The 15,142-nt window shown below is 46.2% G+C and carries 15 protein-coding genes; 14 read left to right on the forward strand and 1 reads right to left on the reverse strand.

Annotated elements, in window-relative coordinates:
• The first annotated feature begins 34 nt into the window (after positions 1 to 34).
• The 5 genes from AK95_RS07365 (at position 35) to AK95_RS07385 (ending at position 4,213) form a co-directional block, all read left to right on the forward strand.
• Positions 35 to 1,045 carry a major capsid protein gene (locus AK95_RS07365; protein WP_071219332.1) on the forward strand — a complete coding sequence of 337 codons (1,011 nt, stop codon included), beginning with the start codon at positions 35 to 37 and terminating at the stop codon, positions 1,043 to 1,045.
• A gap of 45 nt (positions 1,046 to 1,090) precedes the next feature.
• Entirely contained in the window at positions 1,091 to 1,429 is a 339-nt protein-coding gene (locus AK95_RS07370) for a hypothetical protein (RefSeq protein WP_071219333.1), read from the forward strand.
• A 1-nt stretch (position 1,430) separates the two neighbouring features.
• A complete protein-coding gene (locus AK95_RS07375; RefSeq protein WP_071219334.1) occupies positions 1,431 to 3,500 on the forward strand; it encodes a phage tail tape measure protein in 2,070 nt (689 codons plus the stop codon).
• A 14-nt stretch (positions 3,501 to 3,514) separates the two neighbouring features.
• Positions 3,515 to 3,844 carry a DUF2577 family protein gene (locus AK95_RS07380; RefSeq protein ID WP_235613044.1) on the forward strand — a complete coding sequence of 110 codons (330 nt, stop codon included), beginning with the start codon at positions 3,515 to 3,517 and terminating at the stop codon, positions 3,842 to 3,844.
• A 75-nt stretch (positions 3,845 to 3,919) separates the two neighbouring features.
• Positions 3,920 to 4,213: a phBC6A51 family helix-turn-helix protein gene (locus AK95_RS07385; RefSeq protein WP_071219335.1), complete on the forward strand. Its 294-nt coding sequence runs from the start codon at positions 3,920 to 3,922 to the stop codon at positions 4,211 to 4,213.
• 1,334 nt (positions 4,214 to 5,547) lie between these two features.
• Here the strand turns inward: AK95_RS07385 and AK95_RS07390 are convergent.
• Positions 5,548 to 5,742 (reverse strand): YjzC family protein, encoded by a 195-nt coding sequence (locus AK95_RS07390; RefSeq protein WP_071219336.1) that lies wholly within the window; start codon positions 5,740 to 5,742, stop codon positions 5,548 to 5,550.
• A gap of 238 nt (positions 5,743 to 5,980) precedes the next feature.
• On the opposite strand from AK95_RS07390, the gene rpsF reads away from it, so the two are divergent.
• From rpsF to AK95_RS07435, 9 genes are all read left to right on the forward strand, one after another.
• The gene (gene rpsF / locus AK95_RS07395) at positions 5,981 to 6,265 is read left to right on the forward strand and encodes a 30S ribosomal protein S6 (RefSeq protein ID WP_009591503.1); all 285 of its coding nucleotides are present in this window, start codon (positions 5,981 to 5,983) and stop codon (positions 6,263 to 6,265) included.
• 48 nt (positions 6,266 to 6,313) lie between these two features.
• On the forward strand, positions 6,314 to 6,808 hold the full coding sequence (ssb, locus tag AK95_RS07400) for a single-stranded DNA-binding protein (protein WP_071219337.1): 495 nt from the start codon (positions 6,314 to 6,316) through the stop codon (positions 6,806 to 6,808).
• Positions 6,809 to 6,829: 21 nt separating this feature from the next.
• Positions 6,830 to 7,102, forward strand: coding sequence for a 30S ribosomal protein S18 (rpsR, locus tag AK95_RS07405; RefSeq protein WP_006207333.1), 273 nt, complete (start codon positions 6,830 to 6,832; stop codon positions 7,100 to 7,102).
• Positions 7,103 to 7,913: 811 nt separating this feature from the next.
• Complete coding sequence (locus AK95_RS07410; RefSeq protein ID WP_071219338.1) at positions 7,914 to 8,588, forward strand: SOS response-associated peptidase; 675 nt, start codon at positions 7,914 to 7,916, stop codon at positions 8,586 to 8,588.
• A gap of 726 nt (positions 8,589 to 9,314) precedes the next feature.
• Complete coding sequence (locus AK95_RS07415; RefSeq protein WP_071219339.1) at positions 9,315 to 11,078, forward strand: ABC transporter substrate-binding protein; 1,764 nt, start codon at positions 9,315 to 9,317, stop codon at positions 11,076 to 11,078.
• A 66-nt stretch (positions 11,079 to 11,144) separates the two neighbouring features.
• Positions 11,145 to 12,107, forward strand: coding sequence for an ABC transporter permease (locus AK95_RS07420; RefSeq protein WP_071219340.1), 963 nt, complete (start codon positions 11,145 to 11,147; stop codon positions 12,105 to 12,107).
• Positions 12,108 to 12,119: 12 nt separating this feature from the next.
• On the forward strand, positions 12,120 to 13,043 hold the full coding sequence (gene opp4C, locus AK95_RS07425; RefSeq protein ID WP_071219341.1) for an oligopeptide ABC transporter permease: 924 nt from the start codon (positions 12,120 to 12,122) through the stop codon (positions 13,041 to 13,043).
• Between the two features lie 11 nt (positions 13,044 to 13,054).
• Positions 13,055 to 14,029, forward strand: coding sequence for an ABC transporter ATP-binding protein (locus AK95_RS07430; RefSeq protein WP_071219342.1), 975 nt, complete (start codon positions 13,055 to 13,057; stop codon positions 14,027 to 14,029).
• Positions 14,029 to 14,994, forward strand: a complete 966-nt coding sequence (locus tag AK95_RS07435; RefSeq protein ID WP_071219343.1) for an ABC transporter ATP-binding protein — start codon at positions 14,029 to 14,031, stop codon at positions 14,992 to 14,994. The genes AK95_RS07430 and AK95_RS07435 overlap by 1 nt, the downstream gene beginning before the upstream one ends.
• Positions 14,995 to 15,142: the final 148 nt, after the last annotated feature.

Raw genomic sequence — 15,142 nt, forward strand, 5'->3', positions numbered from 1 at the left:
ATTTTAAAAATATAAACCAAGGAGTGTTTAATTAATGGCTCAAATTTCACAGTATCAAGAAATGCAGAAACCAGCTTTAAGAGGTCTAGTAAATGCGGTACTAAAGGATCGCGCAAAGGCACCGAAGATCGCAGATAGGTTCCTACCGAACGACAACATCGATAGCAGCACGTTCGCTTACGACATCGTTAAGAAGTCGACTCATATCGCTGCCATGATCGGCTATGGTGCGGAGCCACCGGTTGTTGACCGTGATGCTGTAGCGCAAGTAGCCGGGGAAGTTGCTAAACTCGGTTTGAAGTATATTGCGACAGAAGAGGAACTGCTAGCAATCGCCTCCGCACGCAGCAACGACTCAAAGAGGGCTGCTATCGATAAGCTCATTACTAAAGGTGTTGACCTCATTGATGCGATTTTGCTCCGCGTAGATGTGATGAAGCTCGAGGCATTGACTAAGGGAACGTTCACTTATAACAAAAACGCCGTAAAAATAGACATTGATTTCGGAGTACCGGCCGCAAACAAGGTTACAAGCGATTGGACTATTCCTGATCACGATGTCATTGGCGACCTTCTCGATTGGATTAAGAAGTTTCAAGACGCTAATGGCGGTCAATCGCCGGCAGAAATTTGGTTGTCGCGAGACATTCAACGGTTGTTATTGAAAAATGCGGTCATTGTTTCCGAAGTTGGCCGACCTGTTAACGGCGCAGGCCGTGTGAACGCGGAAGAGCTTACGAAAGTCCTCGGCGCCTACGGGATTCCGCCAATTCGCGTCGTAACTAACCGCAGCGTGACCGTTAAGGACATCTATAGTGGTGAAGAGGAAACGATCGAGTTTATGCCGATTAATCGCGTTGTCATGCTGGGCGAAGGCATCGGAAACTTCTTATTCGGCCCAACGGTCGAAAACGACTATAAGCCAGGAATCGTACTCGACGCGTATGACAAGATTGAGCCGATTCAGTCCGTTATGCGTGCGGTTGCGGCCGGATTTCCTGCGATTGACACGCCGTCACTGATTTTCTATGCGGATGTAATGTAAGCGAGGCCCTTCGGGGTCTCTTTTTCATTTTAAGGAGGAATTTAAATGTACGAATCAGAGATTAAGGCGCTCTCAGCGCTGGAGCCTACTGCGAGCCTAGTCGCACGGATAAGTGAATGGCGGCGCCCTGGTGAATACCGTTTTAAGGCGGATTTCCCGGCGGAATATAAACAATGGGTTCGCACCGCAAACATACTGCGCAAGTCTAAGGACCGCGATTTCCGCGACTTCGGCCAGTACATGCGCAAGTTTAGCGATGTAATTACGGAGTTGGACGAGCTGCCGAAAGATTCGCGGAAGTTCAGGCGCAAAATGGCAGAGTTCGGGAGGATTGTGGATCACGGTTTGAAGGTTCACGCCAGGATTAGCGAGAGGGTGGTGTAACATGGCCTTCGATTTAATGGGCCGCATTTCCATCCGTGATGACGGCGCTAGTAAAACCCTAAGGGACATTGAAAAACGAATAGACCGCGCCAAGAAAGCAAGCTCGGAGTTTACGGACACAAACAAGATGCTCGCCAGGGCACAGCAATCCGCAAGTTCAGCATCGGCGGACGTTAAGCGCGAACTTTCCGGAGTCGAGCGCGCAACTAAGAACGCAGGTAAGGCGATGGACGGACTCAACTCGAAAGTTAAGAACGTATTTCGCAGCATGGGCGCAAGTATCGGTAAAGGCGCGCTATTCGGCGGAATCGCAGCGCTTGGCACGGCTGCATACGTCGGAGGAAAGTCGCTCAGTAAGGCGATGGATTTCGAGGCGCAAATGTCCTCGATCGAGGCGTTAACGGGTGCTACCGAAAAAGAAATGGCGCAGATGAATGCGCTGGCTCTTAGAATGGGCGCAAACACGAAATACAACGCGCTGGAAGCTGCGCAAGGCATCGAAGAGTTGCTCAAGGCGGGCATACAGCCGGCAACCGTACAAGCGGGCGCACTTGAGGCGGCACTTAACCTCGCGACTGCTGGCGGATTGGATCTCGCATCGGCTGCGGAAATCATGTCGACCGCGCTTAACGCGTTCCAGGAAGACGGAATGTCGGCGGCACAAGCGGCGAATATTCTCGCAGGTACGGCGAACGCATCCGCAACAAGCGTCGAGGAATTGCGCTACTCACTTTCAATGTCATCGGCGGTTGCGGCAGGACTCGGCATGAACTTCGAAGACGTCAACGTTGCGCTCGGTCTATTCGCTAACCGCGGACTTAAGGGATCGGACGCAGGTACGTCATTGAAAACGATGCTACAAACGCTACAGCCGGTAACGGACGAGCAAATCGGATTGTTCCGTGAGTTAGGACTCATGACGGAAGACGGCTCGAACCAATTCTTCGATGCGGCCGGTAACATTAAATCGCTGAACGATATCGCGGGAACATTGCGCAAATCGTTATCGAAGTTGACGAACCAAGAGCGGCAGCACGCGCTTAAACTCATGTTCGGAACGGATGCTGTACGTGCGGCTACGATTCTCTATAAAGAGGGCGCAGAAGGCGTAGACGAGTTCCGGGAAGAGATGTCGAAGGTTACGGCGCTCGATGTCGCGCGTAAGAAGATGGATAACGCGGCCGGTGCGGTTGAGCAGTTTAAAGGCGCGCTCGAAACGTTGCAGATTGCGGGTATGATGCCGTTATTGCCGCTCGTTAAGGATCTAGCGAATGGTGCGGCGGATTTTATTGAGGCGTACGGGCCACAGCTCGTTAAAGGCATAGAAGGTATGGTTGCGAAGGCGAAGAAATATTTAAGCGAAAATTTCATAAACAATCCTGAGTTTCAGAATTTGCCGGACCTCCAGAGTAAAATTAAGTGGATATTTGACTCTCTTGCGGAGGACTTTAACGCATGGTACGAGTCATCTGGTAAAGCCAAGCTTGAAAAGCTATCCGCAAAAGCTGTAGATACTATTGCTGGGGCCTTAGAGGCGTCTGAATCATTAATCGATGCGGCATCAACTATAGGAACAAAGATCGGCTCCTCCTTAGTTTCCAATTTGATGGCCGCAATCAAAAATGACCCTGCTGCGAGTGCAATCTTCTACGGCGGCGCAGGTGGTATGGTTGCAGGCGTTCCGGGATTAGTTGTGGGCGGTACCGTAGGCGCGTCGAACGCCGTAGTTGAAAAAGGCATAGATAAACTCGGCGGTGCCGTTGGGGGATGGACCTCCGAAGGTGGGTGGCTCGATTCTGTCTCGGATTTCATATTCGGTGAAGACGATTCGAAACCTCATAACGGTGGCCTGCGCAATGTTCCGTATAACAATTACCAGGCGCGGTTGCATTCGGGCGAAGCCGTTCTTACACGCTCAGAAGCGGAACGCTGGCGTGGAGAAAGCGGCGCTAACTATGGCGCAGGCGGCGGTTCAGGCAACGTCGTTATAACCGGCAATACGTTTAATGTGCGCGAAGAAGCCGATATCGAACGGATTGCGAAACGTATTGCATATGAGATGGCGATGTAAGGAGGACCAATATTGTGACGATAGAGCTGATAGAGGGCGGAGGGTTTAGTCAGTTAAAACACGTCATTAAAACGATCGGCCATAACCGAGATGTCGATATCGAATTTGCGACCGTTCTGGCGCCATTGCCGGACATCCGGATTAAGATCGATAACATGCCGGTAGAGTTGGACGCGGATGACGTTGTTGTTTGCGAGCACCTACGCGACTATAAGCGCGAGGTTACGATTAATGGCGGTGAAATCGTAGAGATGGCCGTTATGTCTCCGATTAAGTCAGGCGACCGCGTTGCTGTAGCGATGTATGCGGAAAATCAAGGCTATCTCGTTTTAGACCGGATTTAATTACATGCGGAATCATTGGCGTTAACACTGCGCTAGTGGTTCCGCCTTTTTTATTTACGAAGGAGGTACGCTAGTATGGCGAAGAAGAAGAAACGCCGTTCACGTAGGCTGCCGTTGAATGAGCGTCATTATGCCGCGATCGAGTTATTATCGGATGTACCATCGCGCAATCACGAAGACATAGCGCATATTCTCGGGATTAGCCGCATGACGTTATACCGTTGGCGCCAACGTGAGGACTTCGACAAGGAGTTGCGCAAGGCCATAATGCGAAAGGTCCGCGCTAGATATCCTCGCAGAAAGATGCGTTGGGATCTCGATACGCCTGCGCAAGTGGAACGGTTCTTTGTGGTTTCCGGATGGTTGTAACAAAACGGACAATTTAGTCGGATTATCCGAAATGTTTGCGAAAGGGCTAAAAACGGCTGTATTACAAGGTATAGTCGATGATTCGGCGGTAATTTTATCGCGATTAACCTGTTACAAAACTACACTTTTCGGAAATTTTCCGTAGCCGACTGCGCACGACTATTAGCGAATTTTATCCGCCGCATGCCTGGGACGGACGTGCCCTCGAAAATTTCAGGGGGTCAAACCGCATATTTATGCGCTAAATCGGTGTATAAACGGCTTGAATACGATGCATAATTGGACACAATCGGACTAATGGCGTAACCGTGCGGATTGCAGCGTTAGATGACACCGTTATGATTATCAATCAGCTAGGTATCGCGATGAATAACGGATGCATAACGATCGATCCCGCGAAGGGGGGGGCGGTAGGCAGCGAACGAACCCGAAATCAGGCGCCCGAAGAATCCGCAAATTGAAAATAACTCAGGGAGCCAATAAATGGTAAAAATTACGGAGTCCGATTCGCTAAAAATTTCCGCCAAGTTTTTAAACTCGGGATATCCGCGCTTGTCTCCGGAAAGAATACACTATATAATAGTAGAAACTAATCTGATAAGCGTAGATGAGACCGAATCAATCCGTTATGTGGCCGTAAGCTGAACGTTGATACAACGCCAGTTATACCGGAAACGATAACGAAAATGTGACTCGAAATCAGCTAGGCGTCGCAAGGCGTGCGTGGGTTCGAATCCCACCCTTTCCGCCACCAATCGTTTAAAGTTCCGCTGTTATGGATATAAACGAATGCTTGATACATAAGTTAGGGTTTAAGCCGTAAAGCTCCCTTGAATAAAACACCCTCATGCAGACGATCTCTGCGGGGGTGTTTTTCGTTGCTAACCAGCTTGAGCTAAGCCCCGAGCTTTGAACGAAAAAAGAAGGGCCCGATTGGGCCCTTCTTTCTGGGTAGGCGGTGCTTGTGAATTGGAATCATTCTATCAGCACTTCTGCGAACCTTGTCAACAGCTTCACTTGTCCAAACGGTCAAGCATTCGGCTCATTTCCTCAGCTTGCAATCCGTGTGACGATCAGAAACCTCATGCGTCGTTCTGCTGCAACGTTCAACGGAACCACACCTCTCTCATGCACCGCCTGATTATAATGTGCGCATAAAGGTCGGTTTGTATACATGCGAATTTCACTGGATGAAAATCCCAACTTCGAACGTTTAGTTTTCATGGATTAGCTGACAGTTTTCAAGCAATGTACTGACAACTCCCACCGCACAAGATGCCGTAGGCACATGTGCAAAGCTCTTTTAGGCAGTTGATCCATTCAGGCGATTTTGATTACTTAGGCTGCACTCGGCGCTTGTTTAACCATACACGATCATCATTTTGGGTTTCGGGAAAGGTATCGCCTTTGCTCATTTTAATTTGACGCGGGTTTTCGATCCCCATGATGTGGTCTCTGACGCCCACTTCCATATAAATACCGTTGTTTGGGGCTTTGTCACCCGCACGAAATTCGGACTGTTCTCCCATTGTGGAATTCCTCCTCATTATGATGGATGGACTGCATGTATTATCATGCGCCATTGGACCCTAAATCATTGCAGGGAAAGTGAGAAAGGCGCGGGAATAAAGGGAAGAGCACAGATTCAGCACCGAAAAGAAACTTGCATCCGATCACCCGTTCTGATATAGTATTATGGTGCGAGTTAGACTCGCTCCTTGCTCTCAACAGAGATTGAGGGCCGAAGTCCATAAGGAGGTGAAACATATGCGCAAATATGAAGTGATGTACATTATTCGTCCTGACATTGAACAAGAAGCTGTTCAAGCTGCAGTCGATAAATTCCAAGGCATCATCTCCAACGGCGGAGAAATTACAAAGCATGACGTAATGGGTAAACGCCGTCTTGCGTATGAGATCAAGAAATTCCGTGATGGCGTCTACGTTCTGGTAAACTTCAACGCAACACCTGAAGTTGTAGCTGAGCTTGAGCGTCTCATGAAGATTTCTGACGAAGTTATTCGTTATCTCATCACGAACGACGTTGCTTAATACGTAAATAAACTTTGTAATTGATTTCGTTCTAAGGAGGGGATTGGATTGTTGAACCGTGTCATTTTGATTGGCCGACTGACTAAGGATCCCGAGCTGCGATATACTCCTTCAGGTGTTGCTGTAACGCAATTTACACTTGCTGTCGATCGTCCGTTTACCGGACAAGGCGGGGAGCGCGAAGCGGATTTCATTCCGGTCGTGACCTGGAGACAGCTTGCGGAGACTTGTGCAAACTATCTGCGTAAAGGCCGTCTGACGGCTGTAGAAGGGCGCATTCAAGTGCGGAATTACGAGAATAACGAAGGTAAGCGTGTATACGTCACCGAAGTCATTGCCGATAATGTTCGCTTCTTGGAGTCAAACCGTGAAACAAGCGGTGGCGGAGGAAATCGTGAGGAATCATCGTTTAGCGGAGGAAGCAACAGCAATAGCAGTGGCGGAAACCGCGGGAACAATAACTACTCGCGAAACAACAATCAGGATCCTTTTTCCGATGAAGGAAAACCGATCGATATTTCGGATGATGATTTGCCATTTTAATACGGAAAGGACTGACAACACATGGCTTTTAAACAAAGAGAAGGCGGAGACAACGACAAAAGACCGGCACGCCGCGGCGGCCGCAACAAGCGTCGTAAAGTATGTTTCTTCACTGTGAACAAAATTACTCACATTGACTATAAAGATACAGACCTGCTCAAGAAATTCATCAGCGAGCGCGGAAAAATCTTGCCTCGTCGTGTAACAGGTACTAGCGCTAAATATCAGCGTGCCCTGACGATTGCGATCAAACGCTCCCGTCAAATCGCATTGCTTCCATACACAACTGAGTAATCATTTGTGTCAAAGCGGACCAGCCTAATCATAGGCTGGTCCGCTTTTTTATTATGAAAGAGCCCAGGGTTGGCTTAATGAGAGATGTGATGAGAATTGTTAGAGACGAGGGCCATATAAGTAAAACCAAGCGTACCTCACAAGTATGAAAGCTCAGGGCTTTGAAGCAATATTCATTTCGGCATTAAACGGGATTATCCAAATATTGGGACACATAATGTCTCCACGGAAGAATCGTGTCTCCCCACAGTGTACACTGAGGAAGAAAAATAGCCGTCGACAAATACAAGCCTGGTGTAAAGCTTTCCAGTTTTAAAGCCCTGAAATCATGTCTGCTTCAAGCGGACAGTGTCTATTGTAAGCAATACAATTCTATTCATAGTGGAGTACTCCCTGTAAGAAATAAAAAACCGGTTATGAAGGCGGAAAAAGAAGCAATCTGAAAAAATTCCTTCTATTATATATAGGTATGTATCAGCTCATCAAATGAGCACTGGACGATCTTTACTTTAAAAGTAATATACCCTCCAAAGATGCCTCAACAAAGAGAACGATTTAAACAGATCTCCCATACTTACACAATCGAGAATGATGTCTATCGTATACAAACATGATAGAAGAACATTGCCACGACAGAGTGGCACAGAAAATTTAATATTGTGATTACATAAAACTTGCAGAAACCTTTCAATTTTATGATGTCCACTCCAGGGATACAAGCGTACAAGCAGTGGAAGCTCCATGTTGTTAGTCTTATTATGCATATTCCGCCTCCATTATCCAAACGATAAAGGAAAAAGGAGGTAGTTATATGTGTAGACGATTCTCGCTGTCCGCAGGGATCGATGAAGTGAATCAACGCTTTGGCATTAATCGGGTAATGTATTACTACAAGAGCCGGTACAACATTAGCCCTACCCAAACCATGCCGGTCATTATACAAGAACAGGGAGAACGAGTGCTTGATGAGTATCGATGGGGGTTAGTGCCCTATTGGGGTAAAGACGCAGTCAATGCTGATATTACAACGGTTGATCAAAATCCCACTTACCGTAAAGCGATTGACACAAGACGCTGTGTAATCCCTTGTAACGGTTTATATTACTGGCGAACGGTTGGTAAACGGAGTTATGCGGTACGGACCGTAATCGGGGATCATGAAATATTCGGTATGGCTGGTTTATACGAGACATGGCGGGATGCCAGGGGAAATGAAATGAGAACATGCACGGTTCTAATGACAGAGGCCAATGAAGCGATTCGAGAGTTCGAAACACGAATGCCGGCGATTCTGTCAGAGGAAAACATGGAAAAGTGGCTGGATCCGGAGATCCAAGGAAAACATGCGGTGCATCCGCTGCTTCATACGTATCGCGGGCAGATGCGAATGTATCCGGTGACGCCTTTAGTGGCTGACGATACGCATGATCACCAGCAGTGCATTGAAGAGATGGATTTAAAGCTCGCTTGGGTGAAGAATCTGTAGTTCGCAAGTATGAAAGAGCAAGGTTGATTTATCTGACATGGAATTCAACATAAAAGCAATCCGGACCACAGTCCTGGATTGCTTTTTTTAAGCGTTAACGCTGTAGGAGGCTAAACTATGAGAAAGCAGAAGCATAAATACACGTCATTTAATACCGTATTGAAGCATATCGTAAGGACAATATATAACATAAAAATAGTTTCTAGTTGTAATCAAGGAAGACAACGTCATTATACGTAAAATAATATAACATATACATAACTTACAGAACCCAACGAATGAATAAGTAGATGGAATTTTAGATCTCGTGTAATAAAATGTTACACATATGCTATTAAACCACAAGTGATTTTAGTTATAAATTGTAAATAAATCTTGATATTACATACATTTTCAGTAAACTAAGGATATACAACGGAGATAAACTTAATTATTAACCTCAAAAACGACGTTAAAAACATGATTTTTGAGAAATATGAAAAAAAGTAATTGACGTTACCTAAATTTACACGTATCATAACATTAATTTTATAGGCAAGAAGATTTTGCTAGAGACTTTGGCACTAATTGACCAATGGTATATTTTCTGTAAAACTTTCAATTTATTTCACATCATGCCATGACATCCTGGAGAACAAGAATTCTGTTCGAAATTATTTAAGGATGATTTCAATATTCGTCCTGATAATTTATAATGCAACAACATTTTTTAAGAGGAGGATTCGCATGAAGAAAAGAATGTCACTTCTGCTTGCAATCATGCTTTTGGCCATCACGGTACTGGCTGCATGTGCGAGCGGAGGAACAGCAGAACAGCCAAGTCAAGGGGAGCAAACGGAGCAAACACCACCAGCTGAAGGCGACAAAGATACTACAGAACCGCCTGCTGAAACTGGAGACGAAAGCCAAGGTTACTTCGAGGCAGCAGATCCATCTGCTAATCCGGCGAATGCGTTGGCACGTAAAGACACGCTCGTTGTTGGTATGACAGCACCTAAAGGGGTATTTAACCCATTTTACTATCAAACTAGTTATGATCGTTATGTTGTAGATGCTGTGTTTGATGCTTTCTTTGCTCTGAATGGCGACGGTACTTATAATAACCGCTTGGCCGAGAGTGTTGAAGTGTCCGAAGACAAATTGAAGTACACCTTCAAATTGAAGCCAGGCGTAACATACTCTGATGGCACTCCGGTTACTGTTAAAGACTATGCTTTCGCAATGAAAGTTCTTCACGATTCCAGCTATGACGGCCAATCTGACATTCTGTCCGTTAACATTAAAGGCGGAAAAGAGTATAACGAAGGCAAAGCAACTGATATTTCCGGTATTAAAGTCATTGATGACCATACCATTGAAATCGAAGTTACCGAAGCAAATGCCATGACCAAGGATAATCTGGGTACTGTATATTTCGCACCAGAATCCTACTATGGTAAAGGTTACAAGCAAGGCAACCTGGAGTACATGAAAGATCTGCATGCTAAACCAATTGGTAGCGGTCAATATGTACTGAAAAGCTTCTCTCCTGGACAAGAGGTTGTATTGGAAGCTAACCCGAACTACTTCCTGGGCGCACCAAAAATTAAGAACGTAATTTACAAGACAACTACCGAAGAAACTAGATTGGCTATGTTCCAATCCGGTGAAATCGATATGGATATGGTTACCGTTAGCGAAGATAACGTAGAAGCGTTGAAAGAGATGGGCTTCTTGGATATTAACATTTTCCCGACCAATGGTTATGGTTATGTTGCGATGAACCATAAAGATCCTAAGTTCCAAGATCCTAAAGTTCGTCAAGCATTAATTTATGGTTTGAACCGCGCTGAGGTTGTAGAAATTATCTATGGCCAATATGCTAACGTAATCAACATTCCACAATCTAGCCAATCATGGGCTTACACGGATGAAGGCATTGAGCCTCACGAGTTTGATATCGAGAAAGCGAAGCAGCTTCTTGATGAAGCAGGTTGGGCTCCAGGTGCTGACGGCATCCGTGAGAAAGACGGCAAGAAGTTCGAAGTTCATTTCTCTGCAACAGCCGACAACCCTGTAATTGAAGCTTTAATTCCGGTAATGACACAGAACTACCAAGAACTTGGCATCAAACTTACTGCTGAAACGTTGGACTTCAATGCCATCATGGATAAGAAGGATAAAGGCGATTTCGAAATGTTCTTTGCTGCTTGGAGCTTGACTCCAGATCCAGACTCCACGGTGTATATTACGGATGGACAGCAAAATGATATCGGATATTCCAATCCTGCATATGATGCAGCGATGAAAAAAGGTCTGAACGCCTTTGATCTGGAAGAGCGTAAAGCGGCTTATGCAGAAGCATATCAAATCCTGAATAAAGACGTTCCGGATCTTCCGATTTACCAAAGACGTGATGCATGGGCAATCAACTCCAGATTGAACGGCGTTGAGATCACACCTTACAAAGATTTCATTGTAGATCTTTACAAAGCAGAAATCCAACAATAGCATCAAGAAACATATGCTCAGCTCGCAAGAGCTGGGCATATGCACTTATAAGCCGGGAGGAATATTATGAAGCAGTACATTATCCGGAGGCTGCTGCAGATCATCCCGACATTGATCGGGATCTCGATTCTCATATTTGCAATATCATCTTTGGTACCTGGTGATTATATCACTGCAGTGGACAACCCGACGATGACTGCTGAGAAAGCAGCTCAGCTTCGGGAAATTTATGGTTTGGATAAGCCGCCTGTAGAGCGTTATCTTACATGGGTCGGCAATATGTTAAAGGGTAATCTCGGAGATTCCCTTGTGCACAAACAACCTGTCACAACCGTAATGAATAATTACGTATGGAATTCCTTTTTTATTGCGATTTTCAGTTTAATATTGAGTTGGATTATAGCTACTTTTGCTGGCGTCTTCTCAGCGAAGTTTCAATACTCATTGTTTGATAAGATCGTAACTTTATTAATCTTCTTGTGTATGTCACTGCCATCTTTCTTTATCGGACTCCTACTTATCAAGATTTTTGCCTTGGATTTAGGATGGTTTCCTGTTGGCGGAATGAAGACTTCAGGAATGAACGGAAGCACATGGGATCAACTGATCGATATTGCATGGCATATGTTCATGCCGGTTACCGTACTTACGATGCTGAGCACAGGTAGTTTGACGCGGTATTTCCGTACAAGCATGCTGGAGGTTATCCGTCAGGATTACATCCGCACAGCCCGTGCAAAGGGATTGAAGGAACGTACGGTAATTTTCAAGCATGCGCTGCGTAATGCCATGCTTCCTGCCATTACTCTCATGGGTTTTGAGCTTCCATCCTTGTTTGGTGGAGCCATCATCTTGGAGAAAATTTTCATCTGGCCCGGGGTCGGTCAAGTTTATCTGGAATCAATCAATATGCGGGACTATCCGTTCATGCTTGGGTTCACAGTATTCATATCCGTACTGACACTTTTGGGCAACCTGTTGTCTGACGTTCTGTATGGAACTGCAGATCCAAGAATTCGCTTAAAGTAGGAGGAGATTCATTTGTCCGCAGAGACTGCACCATTAAAAACGAATCTACCAGTACCGAAGAAGCGACCGGATTCCCCATGGCGAATCGCTATTCGTCGTTTTTCCAGAAACCGTCTCGCTGTCATCGGACTTTTCATAATTGTATTTATGTTTTTGTTGTGTTTTGTTGGCCCTGTATTTTCACCTTATTCCCTTTATGATTACAGTGTGCTTGACAAGAATTTGCCTCCAAGCTCGAAGTATTGGCTAGGTACCGATAAACTGGGGCGCGACATTCTCTTGCGTATGATGCTTGCAGGCAGAATATCTCTTTTAGTTGGGCTTGTTGCGACAGGCATTTCGGTAATCATCGGAGCAACCTTGGGAGCTTTAGCGGGTTTTTATCGTAAATGGGTGGACACGCTGATTATGCGTATGGCTGATATCTTTATGGCAATGCCTACGCTCCCAATCCTCATCATCATGGGTGCTATTTTGTCAGACTTGAAGGTAGAACCGTCAGATCGTATCTATTTCCTGATGTTGATTATCGGTGTGTTGGGCTGGAGCGGCATCTCCCGTCTCGTACGTGGTCAAATCTTGGGGCTCCGCGAGCAGGAGTTTATGCAAGCTACCGATGCTTTGGGACTTAAGGATCGCCGGAAAATCTTCCGCCATCTGCTTCCTAATACGATTCCAATCATTATTGTATCTGCAACACTCGGTGTAGCTGGAGCAATCATTTATGAATCCGCACTAAGCTTTCTCGGGATTGGTGTTGTTCCACCGACGCCATCATGGGGGAATATGATTTCTGCGGCAAACAATTTGATTGATTTCCGGAAGAGACCATGGCTATGGATTCCGCCAGGTATGTGTATTCTGGTTACCGTAGTTGCAATCAACTTGATCGGTGACGGGCTTCGTGACGCACTTGACCCGAAAATGAAGAAGTAGGAGATGCGAATATGGCAAAAGAATTAGTTGAATTCCGCAATTTAAAAACGCATTTTCAAACCTCCGCAGGCACCGTGAAAGCCGTCGACGATGTAAGCTTCAAAATCCGTGAGGGTGAAACACTGTGCGTGGTGGGTGAGTCGGGCTGTGGTAAAAGCGTAACAGCCATGTCTCTTATGCGTTTAATTGATACACCTCCAGTAGGAGGAGAAATCCTATATGAAGGCAAGGATCTTCTGAAGATGAGCAAGCGCGAGATGAGTCTGATTCGCGGCAATGATATCGCCATGATCTTCCAGGAACCGATGACCTCACTGAATCCGGTATTAACGATCGGGGAACAGATTGTAGAACCGATTCTGCTGCATCAGCTCGTAAACCGCAAAGAAGCTAAACAACGTGCCATCGACCTCATCAATCTGGTAGGAATACCGCGTGCGGAGAAGATTTTCGACTCCTATCCGCATGAGCTCAGCGGCGGTATGCGCCAACGGATTATGATCGCGATTGCACTTAGCTGTAATCCCAAGCTTCTGATTGCTGACGAGCCAACAACAGCGCTTGATGTTACGATTCAGGCCCAGATTTTGGATCTGATGCGCGACATCAAGGGGAAGTTGAATACATCCATTATGCTGATAACGCATGACCTGGGTGTCGTAGCGGAGATGGCGGACTATGTTGTTGTTATGTATGCAGGAAAAGTTATTGAGGAAGCCCCGGTCATTGAGCTCTTCAAGCAGCCAAAGCATCCATATACCAAGGGGCTTTTGAAAGCTAAGCCCATCATTAATCAGACCCAGGAACGTCTGTATTCGATTCCGGGTCAGGTACCCAATCCGGTAGATCTTGGAGACAACTGTCATTTCCATGATCGCTGTGAATCATGCATGCAGATTTGTAGAGAGAAGACGCCTCCGCTCGGTACGGATCCTAACGGCCATAAGGTCGCTTGCTGGTTGTATGAAGAGGAGGGGAAAGCGTAATGAGTCAAGCACTGATCGAAATCGATGGTTTGAAGAAATACTTTCCCATCACCGGCGGCATATTGCAGCGGACGGTGGGTAATGTAAGAGCAGTTGACGGAGTCAGCTTTTCCATTAACAAAGGTGAATCCTTCGGGCTTGTAGGTGAATCCGGCTGCGGCAAGAGCACCATTGGCCGAACCATTCTCCGTCTGCTGGAGAAAACGGAAGGTAAGGTTATCTTTAATGGTCAGGATATCCATACCTTGTCCAAAGAGAAAATGCGTGCACTGCGTCCGAAGATGCAGATCGTGTTCCAAGATCCTTTCAGCTCCCTGAACCCAAGAATCAAGGTTGGCGAAGCGATCGGTGAAGCACTCATTGACCATGGCTTAGTGAACCGTAAGGATCTTAAGGATCGTGTGATTGAAACACTTGAGATTTGCGGCCTTGCTGCCTATCATTATGATCGTTACCCGCATGAATTCTCCGGTGGACAGCGTCAACGGATCGGGATTGCCCGCGCATTGATTCTGAATCCAGACTTTATTGTAGCGGATGAGCCGGTTTCCGCGCTGGATGTATCGATTCAAGCGCAAATCATCAACTTGCTTAGTGATTTGCAGCGCGATAAACAGTTGACTTACTTGTTCATTTCACATGATCTCAGTGTTGTAGAGCATTTGTGCAACCGAATTGGGGTAATGTATCTGGGATCGATGGTGGAAATGGCCAGCAAGGAAGAATTGTTCCGCAACCCGCTGCATCCCTATACAAAAGCCTTGCTATCGGCTGTGCCAGTACCGGATCCAACGCTGAAGCGCGATCGGATCGTACTGCAGGGAGACATCCCAAGCCCGGCGAACCCGCCTTCCGGCTGCAAGTTCCATACTCGCTGTCCGCTGGCTTCAGACCTGTGCAAGCAGGAGATTCCAGAGTATCGCGATATGGGTAACAATCACTTTGTTGCTTGTCACTACGCTTAATATGACTCTTCATATCTAAAGTTTCTGACAGCAACCAGAGCGATTATTAGATAAAAATTTCTAGGGGGACTTCCTCCGTCTGCGGACGGGTGGGGGTCTTTTTCATTTTAGAGGACCAACGGACCATTTTACAAAAATTCCTAAATAA

This window comes from Paenibacillus sp. LC231, assembly GCF_001860525.1.
Taxonomy (GTDB): domain Bacteria; phylum Bacillota; class Bacilli; order Paenibacillales; family Paenibacillaceae; genus Paenibacillus_AQ.

Excerpts from the sequence above, each read along its gene's own strand:
- AK95_RS07365 (WP_071219332.1), top strand. The coding sequence starts at position 35 with ATGGCTCAAATTTCACAGTATCAAGAAATGCAGAAACCAGCTTTAAGA.
- AK95_RS07370 (WP_071219333.1), top strand. The coding sequence starts at position 1,091 with ATGTACGAATCAGAGATTAAGGCGCTCTCAGCGCTGGAGCCTACTGCG.
- AK95_RS07375 (WP_071219334.1), top strand. The coding sequence starts at position 1,431 with ATGGCCTTCGATTTAATGGGCCGCATTTCCATCCGTGATGACGGCGCT.
- AK95_RS07385 (WP_071219335.1), top strand. The coding sequence starts at position 3,920 with ATGGCGAAGAAGAAGAAACGCCGTTCACGTAGGCTGCCGTTGAATGAG.
- AK95_RS07390 (WP_071219336.1), bottom strand. The coding sequence starts at position 5,742 with ATGGGAGAACAGTCCGAATTTCGTGCGGGTGACAAAGCCCCAAACAAC.
- rpsF (WP_009591503.1), top strand. The coding sequence starts at position 5,981 with ATGCGCAAATATGAAGTGATGTACATTATTCGTCCTGACATTGAACAA.
- rpsR (WP_006207333.1), top strand. The coding sequence starts at position 6,830 with ATGGCTTTTAAACAAAGAGAAGGCGGAGACAACGACAAAAGACCGGCA.
- AK95_RS07410 (WP_071219338.1), top strand. The coding sequence starts at position 7,914 with ATGTGTAGACGATTCTCGCTGTCCGCAGGGATCGATGAAGTGAATCAA.
- AK95_RS07415 (WP_071219339.1), top strand. The coding sequence starts at position 9,315 with ATGAAGAAAAGAATGTCACTTCTGCTTGCAATCATGCTTTTGGCCATC.
- AK95_RS07420 (WP_071219340.1), top strand. The coding sequence starts at position 11,145 with ATGAAGCAGTACATTATCCGGAGGCTGCTGCAGATCATCCCGACATTG.
- AK95_RS07430 (WP_071219342.1), top strand. The coding sequence starts at position 13,055 with ATGGCAAAAGAATTAGTTGAATTCCGCAATTTAAAAACGCATTTTCAA.
- AK95_RS07435 (WP_071219343.1), top strand. The coding sequence starts at position 14,029 with ATGAGTCAAGCACTGATCGAAATCGATGGTTTGAAGAAATACTTTCCC.